The organism is Ideonella sp., from assembly GCF_041918995.1.
GTDB lineage: Bacteria > Pseudomonadota > Gammaproteobacteria > Burkholderiales > Burkholderiaceae_C > Ideonella.
This window is the reverse complement of sequence record NZ_JAYRUN010000004.1, coordinates 78,026-96,183: the sequence shown is the minus strand read 5'-3', so window position 1 is coordinate 96,183 and position 18,158 is coordinate 78,026. Positions and strand designations below refer to the sequence as shown.

General features: G+C 72.7%; 14 protein-coding genes. 3 read left to right on the top strand and 11 right to left on the bottom strand.

Going from position 1 to position 18,158, the window contains the following annotated elements:
* Nucleotides 1-2 precede the first annotated feature (2 nt).
* Together ACE3UN_RS04715 and ACE3UN_RS04710 are read right to left on the bottom strand one after the other, a co-directional pair.
* The gene (locus ACE3UN_RS04715) at nt 3-650 is read right to left on the bottom strand and encodes a YceH family protein (protein ID WP_374673763.1); all 648 of its coding nucleotides are present in this window, start codon (nt 648-650) and stop codon (nt 3-5) included.
* Between the two features lie 126 nt (nt 651-776).
* On the bottom strand, nt 777-1,559 hold the full coding sequence (locus ACE3UN_RS04710; RefSeq protein WP_374673762.1) for an SDR family oxidoreductase: 783 nt from the start codon (nt 1,557-1,559) through the stop codon (nt 777-779).
* Between the two features lie 257 nt (nt 1,560-1,816).
* On the opposite strand from ACE3UN_RS04710, the gene ACE3UN_RS04705 reads away from it, so the two are divergent.
* Nucleotides 1,817-3,502, top strand: a complete 1,686-nt coding sequence (locus ACE3UN_RS04705) for a 4Fe-4S dicluster domain-containing protein (RefSeq protein WP_374673761.1) — start codon at nt 1,817-1,819, stop codon at nt 3,500-3,502.
* A 42-nt stretch (nt 3,503-3,544) separates the two neighbouring features.
* On the opposite strand, the gene ACE3UN_RS04700 is transcribed toward ACE3UN_RS04705, so the two are convergent.
* The 4 genes from ACE3UN_RS04700 to ACE3UN_RS04685 all read right to left on the bottom strand — a co-directional run bounded on the left by ACE3UN_RS04700 (nt 3,545) and on the right by ACE3UN_RS04685 (nt 7,669).
* The gene (locus ACE3UN_RS04700) at nt 3,545-4,672 is read right to left on the bottom strand and encodes a S1C family serine protease (RefSeq protein WP_374673760.1); all 1,128 of its coding nucleotides are present in this window, start codon (nt 4,670-4,672) and stop codon (nt 3,545-3,547) included.
* Nucleotides 4,672-5,088, bottom strand: a complete 417-nt coding sequence (locus tag ACE3UN_RS04695) for an Hsp20/alpha crystallin family protein (protein WP_374673759.1) — start codon at nt 5,086-5,088, stop codon at nt 4,672-4,674. The genes ACE3UN_RS04700 and ACE3UN_RS04695 overlap by 1 nt, the downstream gene beginning before the upstream one ends.
* Nucleotides 5,089-5,156: 68 nt before the next feature.
* On the bottom strand, nt 5,157-5,615 hold the full coding sequence (locus ACE3UN_RS04690; RefSeq protein WP_374673758.1) for an Hsp20/alpha crystallin family protein: 459 nt from the start codon (nt 5,613-5,615) through the stop codon (nt 5,157-5,159).
* Nucleotides 5,616-5,743: 128 nt separating this feature from the next.
* Complete coding sequence (locus ACE3UN_RS04685; RefSeq protein WP_374673908.1) at nt 5,744-7,669, bottom strand: PhoX family phosphatase; 1,926 nt, start codon at nt 7,667-7,669, stop codon at nt 5,744-5,746.
* 116 nt (nt 7,670-7,785) lie between these two features.
* Between ACE3UN_RS04685 and ACE3UN_RS04680 the strand changes: the two genes are divergently transcribed.
* Together ACE3UN_RS04680 and ACE3UN_RS04675 are read left to right on the top strand one after the other, a co-directional pair.
* Nucleotides 7,786-9,537, top strand: a complete 1,752-nt coding sequence (locus tag ACE3UN_RS04680; RefSeq protein WP_374673757.1) for an ABC transporter ATP-binding protein — start codon at nt 7,786-7,788, stop codon at nt 9,535-9,537.
* Entirely contained in the window at nt 9,524-11,365 is a 1,842-nt protein-coding gene (locus ACE3UN_RS04675; RefSeq protein ID WP_374673756.1) for an ABC transporter ATP-binding protein, read from the top strand. The genes ACE3UN_RS04680 and ACE3UN_RS04675 overlap by 14 nt, the downstream gene beginning before the upstream one ends.
* A 424-nt stretch (nt 11,366-11,789) precedes the next feature.
* Here the strand turns inward: ACE3UN_RS04675 and ACE3UN_RS04670 are convergent, their stop codons facing one another.
* The 5 genes from ACE3UN_RS04670 to ACE3UN_RS04650 all read right to left on the bottom strand — a co-directional run bounded on the left by ACE3UN_RS04670 (nt 11,790) and on the right by ACE3UN_RS04650 (nt 18,124).
* A complete protein-coding gene (locus ACE3UN_RS04670; protein WP_374673755.1) occupies nt 11,790-12,509 on the bottom strand; it encodes a LuxR C-terminal-related transcriptional regulator in 720 nt (239 codons plus the stop codon).
* A 316-nt stretch (nt 12,510-12,825) separates the two neighbouring features.
* Nucleotides 12,826-13,896, bottom strand: coding sequence for a 6-phosphofructokinase (locus ACE3UN_RS04665; RefSeq protein WP_374673754.1), 1,071 nt, complete (start codon nt 13,894-13,896; stop codon nt 12,826-12,828).
* A 26-nt stretch (nt 13,897-13,922) separates the two neighbouring features.
* Nucleotides 13,923-15,473 carry a S10 family peptidase gene (locus ACE3UN_RS04660; RefSeq protein WP_374673753.1) on the bottom strand — a complete coding sequence of 517 codons (1,551 nt, stop codon included), beginning with the start codon at nt 15,471-15,473 and terminating at the stop codon, nt 13,923-13,925.
* A 20-nt stretch (nt 15,474-15,493) separates the two neighbouring features.
* On the bottom strand, nt 15,494-16,237 hold the full coding sequence (locus ACE3UN_RS04655) for a 2OG-Fe dioxygenase family protein (protein WP_374673752.1): 744 nt from the start codon (nt 16,235-16,237) through the stop codon (nt 15,494-15,496).
* Between the two features lie 57 nt (nt 16,238-16,294).
* Nucleotides 16,295-18,124, bottom strand: a complete 1,830-nt coding sequence (locus tag ACE3UN_RS04650; protein ID WP_374673751.1) for a carboxyl transferase domain-containing protein — start codon at nt 18,122-18,124, stop codon at nt 16,295-16,297.
* Between the last annotated feature and the right edge of the window lie 34 nt (nt 18,125-18,158).

Below are 18,158 nucleotides of genomic sequence, written 5' to 3'. Positions count from 1 at the left end.
GCTCAGTGCAGCCCCAGTTCGCCCTTCACGCGGGCCAGTTCGTCACGCAGGCCCGCCACCTCGGTGAGCAGGCGCTGCACGTCCGCGCGCAGCGCGGCCAGTTCTCCGCCCGAGGGCGCCCCCCCGTCGGCGGGCGCCACCGCCGCTGGCATCGCCGGCTCACCGCACAGCAGGTGTGCCCAGCGCGCCTCGCGCTCGCCCGGCGCACGCGCCAGCTTCAGCACCCGCACCGGCGGCTTGGTGGCCAGCTCGTCGAGGAAGCCCTCCACCGAGGAGATGTCGGCGAAGCGGTGCAGCCGCTCGCTGTTCAGGCGCAGCTCGGCGGCCGTCTGCGGGCCGCGCAGCATCAGCACGGCGAGCAGTGCCACCGACTGGCTGGGCACGCCCAGCACGCGAGCCATGTTGTGCTCGAAGCGCACCACCCGGCTGCCGCTGACCTCCACCACCAGGTGCAGTGCCTTCAGCTCGTCCAGCGCCTGCAGCACCTCGGCCTCGCTCGCCTCCATCACGGGGGCGCGCGCCGTCTTCTGATTGCACCCCGCGACCAGGGCATTGAGCGACAGCGGGTAGGTGTCGGGCACCGTGTGCTGCTTCTCCACCAGCACCCCCAGCACCCGCGCCTCCAGGGCGGTCAAAGACCGATTCAGCATGACCCGGCTCCGCGTGAAACCGGCGCGCGCAGCGCCGCCGTCATCAAGTGGCGTGCGCGGATCCGGCTCCGCCGGTCCGCTGCGCGAGCCCCCTCGGGGGGCAGCGACCGGAGGGAGCGTGGGGGCTCAAACACCGAAGCCATCGTCCGCCTGGAGCACGGCGCCGTTGATGAAGTGGCTTTCCTTGGCGCACAGCATCAGCAGCGCCAGGTCCAGGTCCTCCGGCTTGCCGATGCGCTTGCGCGGCAGCATGTCGATGAGCTTCTGGCCACCTTCGGTCTGCCAGTGGTGGTGGTTGATCTCGGTGTCGATGTAGCCGGGGCAGATGGCGTTCACGTTGATGCCGTAGCGGCCCCACTCCAGCGCCTGGGCGCGCGTCATGTGCACCACGGCCGCCTTGCTCATGGCGTAGACGCCGATCTGGCTGAGCACGCGCAGGCCCGCCATGGACGCGATGTTCACGATGCGGCCACCGGTGAAGGTGCCGGGCGCCGCGCCCCGCGCGCGGGCCACCATGCGCTTGGCCACCTCCTGCGCCACGAAGAACGCGCCCCGCACGTTCGTGTCCATGACGTAGTCGTAGTCGTCGGGCGTCACGTCGAGCAGCTTCTGCGTGGTGCTGACGCCGGCGTTGTTGACGAGGATGTCGAGCGTGCCGACTTCCGTCTCGGCGTGGGCCACGCCGGCGCGAACGCTGTGCGGGTCGGCCACGTCCATGGCCACCACGTGGGCGTCGCCCCCGGCGCCCTCGATCTCGGCACGCAGGGTCTTCAGCCGCTCCACGCGGCGGGCCGACAGCACGACGGCGGCGCCGGCCTTGGCCAGCGTGCGGGCGAACTGGGCGCCCAGGCCGCTGGAGGCGCCGGTGACGAGCGCGACGCGGCCGGAAAGATCGATGGAATAGCTCATGGAAGGCAGTCGGATGGCCGGGCCCGCGACACATGGGCTGCGCGGCGGCCGGCGTTGGAAAAGTTCAGCGTAGCACGCAGCGTGGCATGGAGGCCCGCATTGTCCGCGTCACGCCGGCGACAGCCCGGTGTCGCACAAAAAGCACGATCGTTCGATTTTCGACGCCGGCGGCTAGAATCCCCCCGCCTCGCCCCGGGCCGGCACACCAGCGCGTGTCCTGCCTGCCCGGCCGACGACCCACCCCTTGCCCGCCCACCATGACCTCCCCCGACCTGCTCGCCCAATTCGGCCCCCGCGAATCCATGGAATACGACGTGGTGATCGTCGGCGGCGGCCCGGCCGGATTGGCCACGGCCATCCGCCTGAAGCAGCTGGCGGCCGACAAGGGCCAGGAGATCAACGTCGTGGTGCTGGAAAAGGGCTCCGAGCCGGGCGCCCACATCCTGTCCGGCGCGGTGATGGACCCGCGCGCCCTCGGCGAGCTGCTGCCTGACTGGAAGGCGCTCGGCGCCCCGCTGAACCAGCCCGTCACCGGCGACGACATCCTGTTCCTGTCCGAGACCGGCACCACGCGCACGCCCGACTGGCTCGTGCCGCGCAACCTGCACAACGACGGCTGCTACGTCATCTCGCTGTCCAACGTGGTGAAGTGGCTCGCCGGCCAGGCCGAGGCGCTGGGCGTGGAGATCTTCCCCGGATTCGCCGCCGCCGAGGTGCTGTACGACGAGCAGGGCCGCGTGCGCGGCGTGGCCACCGGCGACATGGGCGTCGGCAAGGACGGCCAGCCGAGCGACCACTTCCAGCTCGGCATGGAGCTGCTGGGCAAGTACACGGTGTTTGCCGAGGGTGCCCGCGGGCACCTGGGCAAGCAGCTCATTGCGAAGTACGAGCTCGACAAGGGCAAGGACCCGCAGAGCTTCGCCATCGGCATCAAGGAGCTGTGGGAGATCCCCGCCGAGAAAGCGAAGCCGGGCCTGGTGGTGCACACCGCCGGCTGGCCCATGACCGACGACACCTTCGGCGGCGGCTTCCTCTACCACCTCGACGGCAACCAGGTGACGCTGGGCTTCGTGATCGGGCTGGACTACCAGAACCCGTACATGAGCCCCTTCGAGGAGATGCAGCGATGGAAGACCCACCCGGCCATCCGCGCCCACATCGAAGGCGGCAAGCGCATCGGCTATGGCGCCCGTGCCATCAACAACGGCACGCCGCAAGCCCTGCCCACCACCGTGTTCCCGGGCGGGGCACTGGTCGGCTGCGACGCCGGCTACCTGAACGCAGCGCGCATCAAGGGCAGCCACGCCGCCATCAAGAGCGGCATGCTGTGCGCCGACGCCATCGCCGAGGCCCTGGCCGCCGGCCGCTCGCACGACCTGCTGGCCGCCTACCCGGTGGCCTTCGAGCAGAGCTGGCTGAAGGAAGAGCTCGACCAGACCCGCAACTTCAAGCTCTGGTTCAAGAAGGGCAAGACGGTGGGCAACCTGATGACCGGCATCGAGCAGTGGCTGCTGCCGAAGATCGGCGTGGCCAGCCCGCCCTGGACGCTGCACGCCACCCGGCGCGACCACGAGTCCCTCAAGCCGGCGTCCGAGTGCCAGCCCATCGCCTACCCCAAGCCGGACGGCAAGCTGAGCTTCGACCGCCTGTCCTCGGTGTTCATCAGCAACACCAACCATGAGGAGAACCAGCCGGCCCACCTGACGCTGAAGAACGCTGCCGTGCCGGTGCAGGTGAACCTGTCCACCTACGCCGGGCCGGAGAGCCGCTACTGCCCGGCCGGCGTGTACGAGTTCGTCAAGAACGAGGACGGCAGCGACCGCCTGCAGATCAACGCGCAGAACTGCGTGCACTGCAAGACCTGCGACATCAAGGACCCCACGCAGAACATCGTCTGGGTCACGCCTGAGGGCGGCGGCGGCCCCAACTACGTGGGCATGTGAAGCCGCCGAGGGCCGCGCTGCCCTCGGTCCTGCCGCTGCAGGTCAGTCGCTCGATGCGTCGAGCGCCACCGCCTGCCGGCGCGTCTGGCCGGCGCGCCACAGGCTGAGCGTGACCTTGTCGCCCGGCCGGTAGCGCTCCAGCGCGGTGAGCAGGTCGTCGAAATCCTGCACCGGCTCGTCTCCCACGGCGGTGATCACGTCGCCCGCCACGATGCGGCCATCGCGCCCCCGCTTGAAGGGCTGCAGGCCGGCCTGGTGGGCCGGGCCGCCGGGTGTCACGCCCACCAGCGGCACCCCCGCGGGCAGGTCGAGCGCCCGGCTCAAGCCCGCCGGCCCGCCGCTGACGCCGAGTGCCGGGCGCACGAACCGCCCGTCGCGGATGAGCCGCGGCACGATGCGGTTCACCTCATCCACGGGAATGGCGAAGCCGATGCCGGAGCTGGCGCCCGAGGGGCTGTAGATGGCGGTGTTGACGCCGATGAGCCGGCCCGCCGAATCCAGCAGCGGGCCGCCGGAGTTGCCCGGGTTGATGGCCGCGTCGGTCTGGATCACGCCGCGGATGGTGCGGCGGGTGACCGACTCGATCTCGCGGCCCAGCGCGCTGACGATGCCGGTGGTGAGCGTCTGGTCCAGGCCGAAGGGGTTGCCGATGGCCAGCACCCGCTGGCCCACCTGCAGATCGCGGCTGGTGCCCAGGGGCAGCGCAGGCAGCCGGGACGTCGGGGCCTCGATGCGCAGCACGGCCAGGTCGCGGTCGGGGAAGGCCCCGACCAACTGCGCCTGGTGGCTGGACTGGTCGGCCAGCGTCACACGCGCCGCACTCGCGCCCTGGATGACATGGAAGTTGGTGACGATGTGGCCGCGCTCGTCCCAGACGAAGCCGGTGCCGGTGCCGCGCGGCACCTGCTGCACGTCGAGCGAGAAGACGTCGCGCTCGGCCGACAGGGCCGTGATGTGCACCACCGACGGCGAGGCGGCCTTGAAGACCGCCACCGTGGCCAGCTCGTCGGCCGCCAGGGCGCCGCGCGGCGCCACCGGGCGCGGCACGGCCTCCGCGCGCGCCTGCGTGCGCGCGACCACGGGCCCGAGCGCCGCACCCAGCCCGGCCAGCAGCGCCGCCGTGCCGCCCGCCAGCAGCAGGCGGCGGCCCGGGGTCAGCGCCGGGCCCATCAGGCCACGTTGACGCTGATGCGGCGCGGCTGCGCGTGCGCCAGCTTGGGGATGCGCAGGTTCAGCACGCCGTCCTTCAGGTTGGCCTCGATGTGGGCGGCGTCGAGCTCGCGGCTGAGGGTGAACGCCCGTCGGTAACGCGGCACGCGCAGCTCCACGTAGGCCGGCTGCAGCGCGGTGGGCGCGGCGGGGCTCACGCTGCCTTCGATGGTGAGGGTCTCGCCGTCGACGCGGATGTCGAGCTGCTCACGGGCCACGCCCGGCAGGTCGGCCAGCAGCGTGATGCCGCGCTCGTCCTCGAACACGTCCACCCGGGGCAGCATGGCGCGGGTGTCGGCGGGCGCAGCGGCCGGGCGCGCGGCCTGGCCGGCTGGCGCGGGGGTGTTCTGCAGTTCCTGGCGTGGGGTCTCGGTCATGTCATGTGCTCCTTCCATGTCCTTCCATGTCCTTCCGTGTCTTTCCGTGGGGGCCGCCGCAGCGGCCGTCACTGCACGGTGATGCGCTTGGGCTGGGCCTCTTCGCGGCGCGCGATGCTGACCTGCAGCACGCCGTCGCGGTAGGTGGCGCTCACGCGCGCCGGGTCGGCATCGTCGGGCAGGCTGATGGCGCGCTTGAAGCTGCCGGCGAAACGCTCGCGGCTGTAGACGTTGGCCTTGCCCTCGCCTTCGCTCGGCGCAGGCGCGGCGGCGGGCCGCTCGCCCGAAATGGTGAGCACGCCGCGGTCCAGCACCACGTCGATCCTGGCCGGGTCGATGCCCGGCGCGAAGGCGTAGACCTCCACCGACGAGGGCGTGTGGCCCACGTTGATGGCCGGGAAGGCGCCCGGCGCGGCCGAGCGGATGCTGGCGGGGGCACCGGCACCGAAGACGTCGTCGAGTTCGCGGCGCAGGCGATCGAATTCGCCCATCAGGCCGCCCGGGAAGCTCCAGAGGGATTCGTACATGGGGTTCGCTCCTTTCAGGTCGCGCCGGCGGCGGGGGGAGGCACGGGGCGCGGGGCCCGGCGCTGCCGGTCAGTTCACGACGTGAGGACGCGTCCCGCGGGTTTCAAGACCCCCGCGCGCGGCGCGCGTCAGCTGCCGATGGGCCCGCCGTCCTCGCGGGTGATCACCACCGTGGCCGAGCGCGGCCGGCCGTGCCCATCGGGCCAGCTCGAGTGGCGCAAGGGCTGCGCCGGATCGCTTTCGTCGCTGGGCGATTCACCTGGGTGCTGGATGTTGACGAACAGCGTGCACAGGTCCGGCGCCATGGCGATGCCCGTGACTTCGCAGCCACGCGGGCCCACCAGGAAGCGCCGGAACTCGCCGGTGGCCGGGTCGCCCGCCAGCATCTGGTTGTTGGGCAGGCGGGCGTAGTCGCCCTGGCCCATCACCGACGAGGAGGCATCGGTCTGCACCCACAGCACGCCGCGCGGGTCCACCCACAGGCCGTCGGGGCTGCCGAAGATGTCGCCATGCACGTTGCCGCGTGCCTGGGGCCGGTGGGACTGGGGGTCGCCCGCCAGCACCAGGTGGTCCCAGGTGAAGGTGGTGGCGTCCAGGTCACCGTCCTCGCGCCAGCGGATGATCTGGCCCATGGTGTTGGCTGTGCGCGGGTTGGCCGCATCGGGCCCGGGCTGGCCCGGCCGGCCGCGGGCGCTGTTGTTGGTGAGCGTGCAGTACACGGTGCGCGTCACCGGGTCCACCGCGGTCCATTCCGGACGGTCCATCTTCGTCGCACCCAGCAGGTCGCTGGCCTGGCGCGACTGGATGAGCACCTGGCCCTGGTCGGCAAAGCCGTGGGCGGCGGTCAGCGGGCCCTGCCCGTGCACCAGCGGCAGCCACTGCCCGCGCCCGTCGGGGTCGAAACGCGCCACGTAGAGCGTGCCGTGGTCGAGCAGCTCGCGGTTGGCGGCGGCGCCCCCCGGGCGCATGCGCTGGCGGCTAACGAACTTGTAGATGTACTCGAAGCGGGCGTCCTCGCCCATGTAGACCACCGCCCGGCCGTCGGCCGTGAGCGCGGTGGCCGCGCCCTCGTGCGCCGCGCGGCCCAGCGCCGTGCGCTTGACGGGCGTGCTGGCCGGGTCGGCGGGGTCGATCTCCACCACCCAGCCGAAGCGGTTGGGCTCGTTCGGCTGCAGGCGGGCGTCGAAGCGCTCGTCGGCCTCGTGCCAGCGATACCAGCTGCCGTGGCCGGCACCGATGCCCCAGCGGCGCTGGTGCGCGTCGGGCTCGGCCGGGCCCTCGAAGTAGCCGGCCCAGTTCTCCTCGCAGGTGAGGTAGGTGCCCCACGGGGTCTGGCCGTTGGCGCAGTTGTTGAAGGTGCCCAGTACGCGGCGGCCGGTGCTGTCGGCCGCCGTGCGCAGCATCGGGTGGCCTGCCGCTGGCCCCGACAGCCGCATGGGCGTGGTGGCGGTGAGGCGGCGGGCATGGCGCGAGGGCCGCACCACCCGCCAGCCGTCGGCCGCCCGCTCCACCTCGATGATGGACACGCCGTGCGCCGCCATGGACTTGCGCGCCTTCTCGACCGACCAGCCCGCCCGGCCGCCGGGATGCAGCAGCCCCTCGTCGGTGTACTCGTGGTTGATGGCCAGCAGGCCGCGCCGCGCGCCGTCCAGCGGGAAGTACGCCATGCCGTCATGGTGCATGCCGGCCTGCAGCGCCTGGTCCTCGGCCGTGTTGCTGGCATCGGACCGGAACGCGGGCATGCGCCCGGGCACGCCCACCGGGTCGCCCCAGCGGAACAGCACGTCCGCCCGGTAGCCCGGCGGCACCACCACCGCATCCACCGCGGCCATGGCCACCGCGGAGAAGCCCAGGCGGAACGCCGGGGCGCCAGGTGCCGCCGCGGCCCAGGCGCCGGGGCCGCCCCCGGCCGGCGCCAGCGGCACGCACCCGGCGAGCCAGCCGGGTGCCGCCAGCGCACCCAGCGCCGCCGCCCCGCCGCGCAGCCAGTGTCGCCGCCCCGGGCTGGACACGTCGTGGATGCTCGGGTTGGCGCTCCGGTTGGAGTCCTCCATGCGGTCGAAATCCTTGGCCATGGGTGGGCAGCGCGTCAGGGGCAAAAACGGCATTGTGGCGGTGTCAGCAGCGGTCATGGCCCGTCACTAGAATCGCGCGCTTCGCCGACCGCACCATGACCCTCGCCGCCCTCATCCGCACCTTCGTGCGCCGCCATGCCGCGGCCTACGGCGCCGCGGCCGTCATGCTGCTGGGCATCGCCTTGCTCACCGTGTGGCTGCCGCGCCAGATCGGCCACCTGGTGGACGCGCTGGTGGCCCGCCAGCTGGCGGGCCCGGCCCTGTGGCGCGAGCTGGGGCTGCTGCTGGCCGCCGGGGTGGCCATCTACCTGCTGCGCGTGGGCTGGCGCATCCGCCTGTACGCCGCGGCCTACCAGATGGGCGTGGAGCTGCGCCAGCGGCTGTACGCGCGCCTGGCGGCGCAGGGCCCGCGCTTCTTCCAGACCCGCCGCACCGGCGACCTGATGGCGCTGGCCACCAACGACGTGGACGCGGTCGAGCTGGCCGCGGGCGAGGCGCTGCTGGCCGGCTTCGACGGCACCCTCACGCTGGTGCTGGTGGTGGCCACCATGGCCATCGGCGTGGACTGGCGGCTGGCCGCGATCGCCCTGCTGCCCTTCCCCTTCATGGCGTGGAGCTTCGCCTGGATCTCGCGCCACCTGCACGACCGGTCCCGGGAGGCGCTCGAGCGCTTCGGCGCGCTCAACGACCACGTGCAGGAAACGCTGGCCGGCGTGCGCACCTTGCGCGCGCTGGGCCTGGAGGCGCGCAGCAGCAGGAGCTTCTCCGAGCTGGCCGGCCAGGCCGCGGACGCGGCCTACTGGTCGCAGCGCTGGGAGGCCCGGTACGAGCCCGCGGTGGGCATCACGCTGGCCACGTCGATCAGCCTGTCGCTGGCGCTGGGCGGCTGGCTGGTCTGGCACGGCGAGCTCACCATCGGCCAGCTCACCAGCTTCGGCCTGTACCTCACCCAGCTGATCTGGCCCATGTTCGCCGCCGGCTGGGTGCTGGCCCTGTGGCAGCGCGGGCGCGCCGCCTGGACGCGCCTGCACACCGTGCTGGACGAGCCGCTGGCCATCGACGACGACGGCCGGGTGGACAGCGTGCGCGCCGGCGAGATCGTCCTGCGCGACCTGCACTTCGCCTACCCCGGCACCGCCCACCCGGCACTGGACGGCCTGTCCCTGCATGTGCCCGCCGGCAGCACGCTGGGCCTGGTGGGCCCCACGGGGTCGGGCAAGAGCACGGTGCTGCGCCTGCTGCTGCGCCAATGGATGCCGCAGGGCGGCGAGATCCGCTGGGGCGACGTCCCCCTGCCCGACTACACGCTGGACGCACTGCGCGCCGGCATCGCCTGGGTGCCACAGGAGCCGATCCTGTTCTCCGCCACGGTGGCCGAGAACATCGCGCTGGGCCGGCCGGAGGCGTCGCGCGCGCAGGTCGAGGCCGTGGCCGAGCTGGCTGCCGTGCACGACGACATCCTGCGCCTGCCCCAGGGCTACGACACGCCGGTGGGCGAGCGTGGGGTCACGCTGTCGGGCGGCCAGCGCCAGCGCGTGGCCATCGCGCGCGCCCTGCTGGCGGACGCACCACTGCTGCTGCTGGACGACGCGCTGTCGGCCGTGGACACCGAGACCGAGCACCGCATCCTCAGCCACCTGCGCGACCAGCGCGCCGGCCGCACGGTGATCGTCGTGACCCACCGGCTGTCCGCCGTGGCCGACGCAGACCGCATCGCCGTGCTCCGCCATGGCCACCTGGCCGAGCTCGGCACCCATGCCCAGCTGGTGGCCAAGGGACCCGCACACGGCTGGTACGCACAGCAGTGGCGCATCCAGCAACTGGAGGCCTCGCTTGAGCAGGACTGACACGGCCCCGTCGACCCCCCCCGCCCTGGCCGCGGCCGACGGCACGCCCACCCGCCGCGCCGCGGCGCTGCTGTGGCGCGCCGCGCGTCCGGAATCCGCCCACCTGTGGGCGGGCCTGGCCTGGCTGGCATTGGCGGCCGGCCTGGACGCGCTCGGCCCGGTGCTGGGCAAGGCCTTCATCGACCGCTACCTGCTGCCCCGCGACCCCGCGATCGGCGCCATGGCCGGCCTGCTGCTGGGCGCCCTGGTGGCCGGCTGGGTGGCCAGCTGGGTGCGCTACCGCCAGCTCAGCCGGCTGGCCGGCGTGGCCATGCGCTCGGTGCGGCGCATCCGCGAATCGGTGTACGGCCATGTGCTGCGCCTGCCCATGGCCTTCTTCGACAAGGCCATCACCGGCCAGCTCGTCAGCCGCGTCACCAACGACACCGAGGCGGTGAAGCAGCTGTACGTGCAGGTGCTGTTCGTCATGCTGGACGCGCTGATCATGCTGGCCAGCCTGCTCGTCACCATGGCCTTCCTGGACTGGCGGCTGATGCTCATCGTCACCGCCCTGGTGCCAGCGGTCTTCGGCATCGTCTTCCTGTACCAGCGCCTGTCGGCCCCCGCGGTGGCGCGCACGCGCGAGCTGCGCAGCGAGCTGAACGCGCAGACGGCCGAGTCGATCAGCGGCATGGCCGTGCTGCAGGCCACCGGGGCCACGCAACGCTACGGCGAGCGCTACGCCCTCATCAACCGCTCGCACTACGACTCGCGGCGCACGGAGCTGAAGGCCAACGCCTGGCTGCTGCGTCCGGCGCTGGACCTGCTCAACGTGGCCATGCTGGCGGTGGTGATCGCGGTGTTCGGCCTGCGCGAAGCGGGCGGCGCACTCAGCGCCATCGAGGTCGGCGTGCTCTACGCCTTCGTGAGCTACGTGGGCCGGGTCACCGAACCGCTGATCCAGCTCACGATGCAGTTCTCGCAGCTGCAGCAGGCCATCATCGCCGCCGCGCGGGTGAACACGCTGCTGGACGAGGCGGAAGCCGACCGGCCGGCCGCCACCGGGCGGGTGACGGCCGGCGCGGTGCGCGCGGACGCGCTGGACTTCGCCTACACGCCCGGCGTGCCGGTGCTGCGGCAGGTGAGCCTGGACATCGCGCCGGGCGAGTTCATCGGCATCGTCGGGCCCACGGGCAGCGGCAAGTCCAGCCTGCTGTCGCTGCTGCTGCGCTTCTATGTGCCCACCGGCGGGCAGCTGCTGGTGGACGGCCAGCCCATCGCCAGCCTGGACGAGGAGGCCTTCCGTGACGCGGTGGGCCTGGTGCCGCAGGAGCCGTTCCTGCTGGCCACCACGGTGCACGAGAACATCGCCATGGGCCGCCCCCTGAGCGAGGCGCAGGTGCATCAGGCTGCCCGGGCCGCCGGCGCGCACGAGTTCATCGAGCGGCTGGAGCACGGCTACCAGACCCGGCTCGGCGAAGGCGGCGCGCGCCTGGCCGTGGGCGAGAAGCAGCTCATCGCCATCGCCCGCGCCCTGGCCGGCCAGCCGAAGATCCTGCTGCTGGACGAAGCCACCTCCCACGTGGACAGCGAGACCGAGGCGGTGGTGCAGCGGGCGCTGGCCGCCCTGCGCGGCCGGCTCACGCTGATTTCCATCGCGCACCGGCTGTCCACCATCCGCGATGCGGACCGCATCGTGGTGCTGAACCATGGCCGCATCGCCGAAGCCGGCCCGCACGAGGCACTGATGGCGATCGACGGCGGCCTGTACCGCCGACTGGTGGAGCTGCAGCAGCTCAGCAGCGAGGATGCTGCGGGCCAGTCCGATGTGGCCGGCACGACTGGCTGAGCGGAAACAGGACACGGCCGTCGGCTCGTATTCGCGCCACAGCCCGCATGCCGTCAGCCAAACCCTGTGAAGTGGGCCGGCGGAGGGTCGGCACAAGACGGCGCGCTCCAGTTGGAGGCTACGCCGCGCCAATCACGCCATTGAACGTCCACCTGCTTCTTCCGGCACGGAACCGATCGCTCTTGCTTGCCAAAAAAGGATGCTGGCGGGGAACCCGCCAGCATCTAAAGGTCAACCAAACCGGAGCGCTAACCCCAGACCTGGTTGTGGAGGGATCGAATATTGTTCTCCCTGAGCATGTGGTGCCAACGACGTCCTTCCATGCCTGTCATTTCAGCAGAATGAAGCGTGCACGCCACCTATCCGTTCGGATAGTTTTGGTGAACGCACGGCCCCGTGGCTCGGCGGAAGTGCAGCAAAGATGTCAAGGCTCCAGCAGGCCCAGCGATATGGCCTTGAGCACCGCCGCATGCTTGGACGTCGCATCGAGCTTGGTTGCCGCATTCTTGAGGTGATACTTCACCGTCGGCTCGCTGATGCACAGAAGCTGGGCGGTCTCCCAGGCAGTCTTGCCCTCACGCGTCCAGCGCAGGACGTCGATCTCGCGAGCCGACAGGGGCCCCAGGACAGCGTCGGCCGAGCGTCGAGGCTCTGCCAGGAAGCGCAGCGCCGCCTCTTGGCAATGCACAGCCAGTAGCGTGAGATTTGCCAGCAGCCGGGTCAGCTTCGCTTCACTGCGTGGCAGGGGCTGCTCTCGATCCAGCCCGACGATGAACTGCTGCCGGCGTGATAGCCGCACTGCCACGCAGACGCCGGTTCGAAAACCGTACGGCGCCGCCCACTCCCAGAGCTCCGGCGCACCGGCATCCACGTAGAACTTCTGGTCGTACATGAACGGTAGGCCGTGCCGGCGCAGGCGGTTGAGAACTGGATCCTGCATGGCAAGGCTTGGATCGCTGCTGGCCTTGAAGTTCGACGGTCGGTTGCCAATGTATGAGAACTGCGGGTCGTTGCCCGGCCGCTCGAGTACCAAGCTGGCACTGACCAACGGGAAGTCCATCTCGTGCGCGAAGCCAACGAGTTGCCGCTTGAACGCTGCGGAGTCGGCCGACTGGCCAATATCAAGGTAGCGCTGCAGTTTCATCGGAGAGTCATGGGGATCGGAAGATCGTGACGGACGAAGTTGAGCCTATCGCAAGCGAGGCAGCATGCAAACTTGAAAGGCCCCGTGTCGGCGCTGCTTCCGCATTGGCACCCGGTCACAGATGCGTTGGTGAATCGAGCCGGCGGCGGGCCTGCGTGGAGTCCCCTGGCGCCATCTGCGTCGCACCCCGTCGGCCGCCAGACCCACCGTCATATGACCAGACGACGCGGCCTCGGCAGAACCCCGGGGCAGCATGCATCAAGTGGTGGGGCCGCACTCCGGCACAAGGCGCCGCTGCCCCGGGGCGCGCACAGGCTCACGTGCCAGCGCCGTCACCCATCCACACCCCCAACCCCAGGGCGGCACGCAGCCGCCCATCCGTGGCGGGCACCGGGCGGCTCTGGCCTGCCACCTCCAGCAGATCCACGCTGTCGCACTCGGCGCCGGCCAGCACCACCATCCGCCCCCACCGCCCCCCGCGCACCAGTTGCGCCGCGTGGTAGCCGAAGCGGGTGGCCAGCACGCGGTCGAACGGCGTGGGGGTGCCGCCGCGCTGCACATGGCCGAGCAGCGTGGTGCGCACCTCGCTCGTCAGCGCGGGCTGCAGCTGCTGCTGCAGCCAGGCGCCCACACCGCCCAGGCGGATGGGGTCGGGGCTGTCGGCCAGGCGGGCCTGCACGGTGAGGCCCTGGCCATGCGCGCGGGCGCCCTCGGCGATGCAGATCAGCGTGTGGCCCACCGTCGCCTCGCGCTCGCGGCACCAGCGCGCCAGCGCCGCCACGTCGAAGGGCCGCTCGGGGATGAGGATCGCGTCGGCGCCGCCGGCCAGGCCGCCCTCCAGCGCGATCCAGCCCGCATAGCGCCCCATGGTCTCGGCGATCATCACCCGGCCATGGCTGCGCGCGGTGGTGGCCAGGCGGTCGAGCGCGTCGGCCACCACGGCCACGGCGCTGTCGAAGCCGAAGCTGCGGTCGTTGCGCGGCAGGTCGTTGTCGATGGTCTTGGGCACGCCCACCACCGGCAGCCCCAGGCGGTGGAAGCGCTCCGCGATCTGCATCGTGCCATCGCCGCCGATGGCCACCAGGCCGTCGAGCCGCAGGTCCTCGCGCGCGAAAGCCAGCGCCTGCGCGGAGCGGTCGGCCCCGTCGGTGTCGTGGAAGGGGTCGCAGCGGTTGTGGGTGCCGAGGATCGTGCCGCCCTCGGCGAGGATGCCGTGCACCGTGGCCGGCTCCAGCGGCCGCGCGCGCCCGTGCAGCAGGCCCCAGAAGCCGCGTTCGATGCCGGTCACCCGCGCCCCGCATTCGTTGGCCAGCGCCAGGGTGACGGCGCGGATGACGGCGTTCAGGCCGGGGCAGTCGCCGCCGCCGGTGAGCAGGCCGATGTGCATGTCAGCATTCCTCGACGGACGATGGCTCAGTGCGGCAGCGCCGCGATCCACTCGGCCAGGTCGGCCTGCAGGCGCAGCATGTCCTGCTCGCGGGTGTACATCATGTGCCCGGCGTCGTAGTAGCGGTGGGTCAGCCGCTCGCGCACCGAGGCATCCACCTCGAGCTGGTCCAGGCTCCAGTCCGTGGCGCTCGAGGGCGTGCCCAGGTCGTAGTGGCCGCTGGCCACGAACACGCGCAGGTGCGGCAGGCGCCGCATGGCACGCGCCAGGTCGGGGCTGGTGCAGGTGTAGCCGTTGCCCTGCGCCTCGCCGCGGTTCCAGTTCCAGGCCTTGTGCGCGTCCGACGACATGGGCACGTACACGCGTTCGCACGCGTCCGCCGCGCCGCCGCCGCCCAGGCCCAGCTCGCCGCCGAAGTAGGCCATGGCCGCCATCGTGTACGGTGCCACGAGGGCGTCGATGGACGGGTCGAACTCCCAGTCACGCCGCCGGTCGGTGCCCAGCGGGCCCGCGACGCGGGCGTCGAGCCGGCCCAGCACCTGGCCCCGCTCGCGCAGCAGCTCGGAGAAGAAGCGCATGTCGGAGATGCGCAGGTTGCACTGCTCCACCAGCGGGCGGGGCAGCCCGGTGAGCTCGGCAAGGCGTGCCGCGATGCGGCCCTGCTCGGCCGCGCCCAGCGAGGCGCCGCGGTACAGCGCACGCAGGTAGTCACCTTGGGCGAATTCCAGCGCGGCGGCACGCGCGGCATCGGGCGATTCGGCGACCGCGCCCTTCAGGCAGCCGTGGTACTGCGCCGTGCCGGCGAAGGCCGGCAGGAACACGGCGTGGCTGAGCAGGTTGCGCGGGGAGAACTCCAGCACCTGGATGTCCATGGCGCACGACACGAGGATCAGGCCGGCCAGCGCCACGCCCTGGTCGCACAGCTTGTCGGCCATGGCGGCGGCGCGTGTGGTGCCGTAGCTCTCGCCGCACAGGTACACGGGCGATCCCCAGCGGCCGTGGCGGGTGAGCCAGGCGCGCATCGCCTCGCACAGCATCTCCACGTCGCCGTCCACGCTGAAGGCGCGCCGGCGCGCGGCCTCGCTGGCGGTGAGCGAGTAGCCGGTGTGCGGCGGGTCGATGAACACCAGGTCGAAATGCCGGAACCACGACACCGGGTTGTCCTCCACCCGGTAGGGCGCCACGGGCATGCCGCCGTCGTCGCGCACGCGCACCCGCTTGGGCCCCAGCGCGCCCAGGTGCAGGAAGACCGACGCCGAGCCCGGTCCGCCGTTGAAGGCGAAGCACACGGCGCGCTGAGTCGGCGCGGCCTCCTCGGCTTGCGCCTGCAGCTGATAGGCCGTGGTGAACACGGCCGCGTCCGGTTCGCCGTAGGTTTCGCCCAGCGTCGACGAGCGCACCGGCACGAAGCCGGCGTCCACGCGGTAGGCCAGGGTCTGGCCGCCGAGCACCACGCGCCCGGTGCGGCGGGCCGTCGGCTCGGCCAGGGCGCGCTCCACCGCGGCACGCTGCCGGCGGTCGGCCTCGCCGGCGGGTGCGGCGACGGGGGACGGGACGGGGCGGGTCGTGTCGGTCATCGGAAAGGGCTCCTTGGTGCTCAGGTGGCCGTCGGGCCCTGGAAGCCCCCGGCGCGGAAGGTCAGCACCAGCGTGTCGCGGTGGCCGACGGCCCCGGGCTGCGCCGGCTGGATGGGGGTGGATTCGTGGATCACCCGCTCGTCGTCCAGCCACAGTGTGGCGAAGGGCTGGGTGAGGGTGAAGCGCAGGCCCTCGCGGCCTTGCGCGGCGAAGACCCGCGTCTCGCCGCCCTTGATGCCCTCGCGCGCGATGAGCGTGACCGACACCAGATCGACCCCGTCGCGGTGCGCGCCCTCGGGCGTGGGGCGGCCGATGCCGTCGGCGGTGTCGATGCGGAACAGGTGCGCCTCCACGTACCAGGGGCGTGCGCCCTTCAGGGCCGACGCCCGTGCGGCGCCCATGGCCAGGAAACGCTGCCACAGCGGGTCGTCCACGAGCGCGGGCGGCAGCGGCTCGAAGTGCCGCTCGATGCCGCCGTGCAGCGCGTTGTATTCCACCGGTTGCCAATGCGGGCGGTGCGGCTGCTGGATGACGCGCTCGCCGTCGACGATGAAGCTGCCGTGGCGCCGGCGCCGGTAGCGCCCGCCGTCCTTCAGGTAGCGGTCGGGCGGCAGCGATTCCCACAGGGGCAGCCAGTGCACGAGCGCCTCGGCGCCCTGCCCCAGCAGCGCAGGCAGGTCGTCGGCACCCAGCACGGCGAAGCCGTCGCGGGCCAGGGTGGTGTCCAGCAGATCGGGGGCGGTCAGCGCGGGAGCAAGCAGCATGGTGCGCCGATTGTGGCGCCAGGTGCATGCCGTGCGCAGCGCCCGCCCGGCGCCGGACTACCAGGTGTCCAGCGTCGCGCGCCGCGGCGGCAGCGGCGTGGCCGCCGCGGTGCGCAGGCCGCGCAGCAGCCAGTCGCGCGTCTCGGCCGGGTCGATCACGTCGTCGATCTCCAGGTGGCTGGCCAGGTTGATGGCCCGCCCGCGTGCCACGTGCTCGGCCACCAGGCGCTCGAACAGCGCCTCCCGGCCGGCCCCGGCCGCTTCCAGCTCCTTGCGGAAGCCCAGCCGCACGGCACCCTCGATGCCCATGGCGCCGAACTCGGCGCCCGGCCACGCCACGGTGGCCACCGGGGCGTGGAAGTGCCCGGCCGTCAGGGCCATGGCCCCCAGGCCGTAGCCGCGGCGCAGCACCACGCTGAACACGGGCACCCGCAGGGCCGCGGCCTGCACGAACAGGCGCCCGGCATGCCGCACCAGCCCGGTGGCCTCGGCGGCCGGGCCCACCATGAAGCCGGGCGTGTCCACCAGCGTCACCAGCGGCAGGCCGAAGGCATCGGCCAGCTGCATGAAGCGGGCCAGCTTGTCGCAGGCCGCGGCGTCCAGCGCGCCGCCCAGGTGCCGCGGGTGGCTGGCGGCCACGGCCACGGCGAGGCCGTCGATGCGCGCCAGCGCCGTCACCACGCCGGGGCCGAAGTCGGCGCGCAGTTCCATCACCGAGCCGGCATCGGCCAGCGTGGCCAGGATGGGCCGCGGGTCGTAGATGGCCTGCCGATGGGCCGGCACGGCCTGGCGCAGGGGCCGCTGGTCCGCTGCCGGGCCGGCGGGCAGCGGGCCCTGGAAATAGCCGAGGTAGCGCCGGGCCGCCTCCACCGCCGCGGCCTCGTCGGGCACGCGCACGTCCACCACGCCCGCCGGCGCCAGCACATGCACCGGGCCCACGTCCTCGGCCGCCACCCGGCCCAGGCCGCCGCCTTCGATCATCGCCGGGCCACCCATGCCCAGGCTGGCCGATTCGGTGGCGATCAGCACGTCGGCGCTGCCGGCCAGGGCGGCGTTGCCCGCGAAGCAGCGCCCCGCCACCACGGCGACGCGCGGCACCCGGCCGGCCAGCCCCGCCCAGCGCGCGAAGGTGGGGCAGTCCAGGCCCGCGACGATGGGCCAGTCCACGTCGCCCGGGCGCCCGCCGCCGCCTTCGGCGAACAGCACCACGGGCAGCTGCAGGCGCTCGGCCACCTCCAGCAGGCGGTCGGCCTTGCGGTGGTTGAACACGCCCTGCGTGCCGGCCAGCACCGAGTAGTCGTAGGCCAGCACGGCACAGCGCGCGCGCTCGGTGCCGAGCACCGGCGCGCCCACGGTGCCGACACCGGTGACCAGGCCGTCGGCCGGCGTCTGGGCGATCAGCTCGTCCAGCGGCCGGCGGCTGCGCTGCGCGGCCACCGCCAGGCCGCCGTACTCGGTGAAGCTGCCCGGGTCGAGCAGCGCCGCCAGGTTCTCGCGCACCGTGCGTCCGCCCGCCGCATGCCGCCGGGCCGCGGCCTCGGGGCGGGCGGCGTCGGTCAGCGCATGCCGCCGCCGCCGCAGTTCCTCCGCCTGGGGGTGCTCGGCGAGGGCGGCCGCCGGGGCGGGCGCGGGCGCTGCGGGCGGCCATGCCGACTGGCCGGCCGCCACGGCCACGCAGGACAGCATCGCCTCGCCCTCTGCCACCACGTCGCCCAGCTGCACCCAGACCGCCTGGACCTGGCCGGCCACGGGGGCCTCCACCGGCACCTCCATCTTCATGGACTCCAGCACCACCAGCACCTGGCCGGCCGCCACCGTGTCGCCCGGCTGCACCGCCAGCATCCGCACCTGGCCCTGCACGGGCGCGTTCAGCGTCGTCTTCTGCATGGGCGCCGATTCTGGCGAGCCAGCCAGCGGCGCG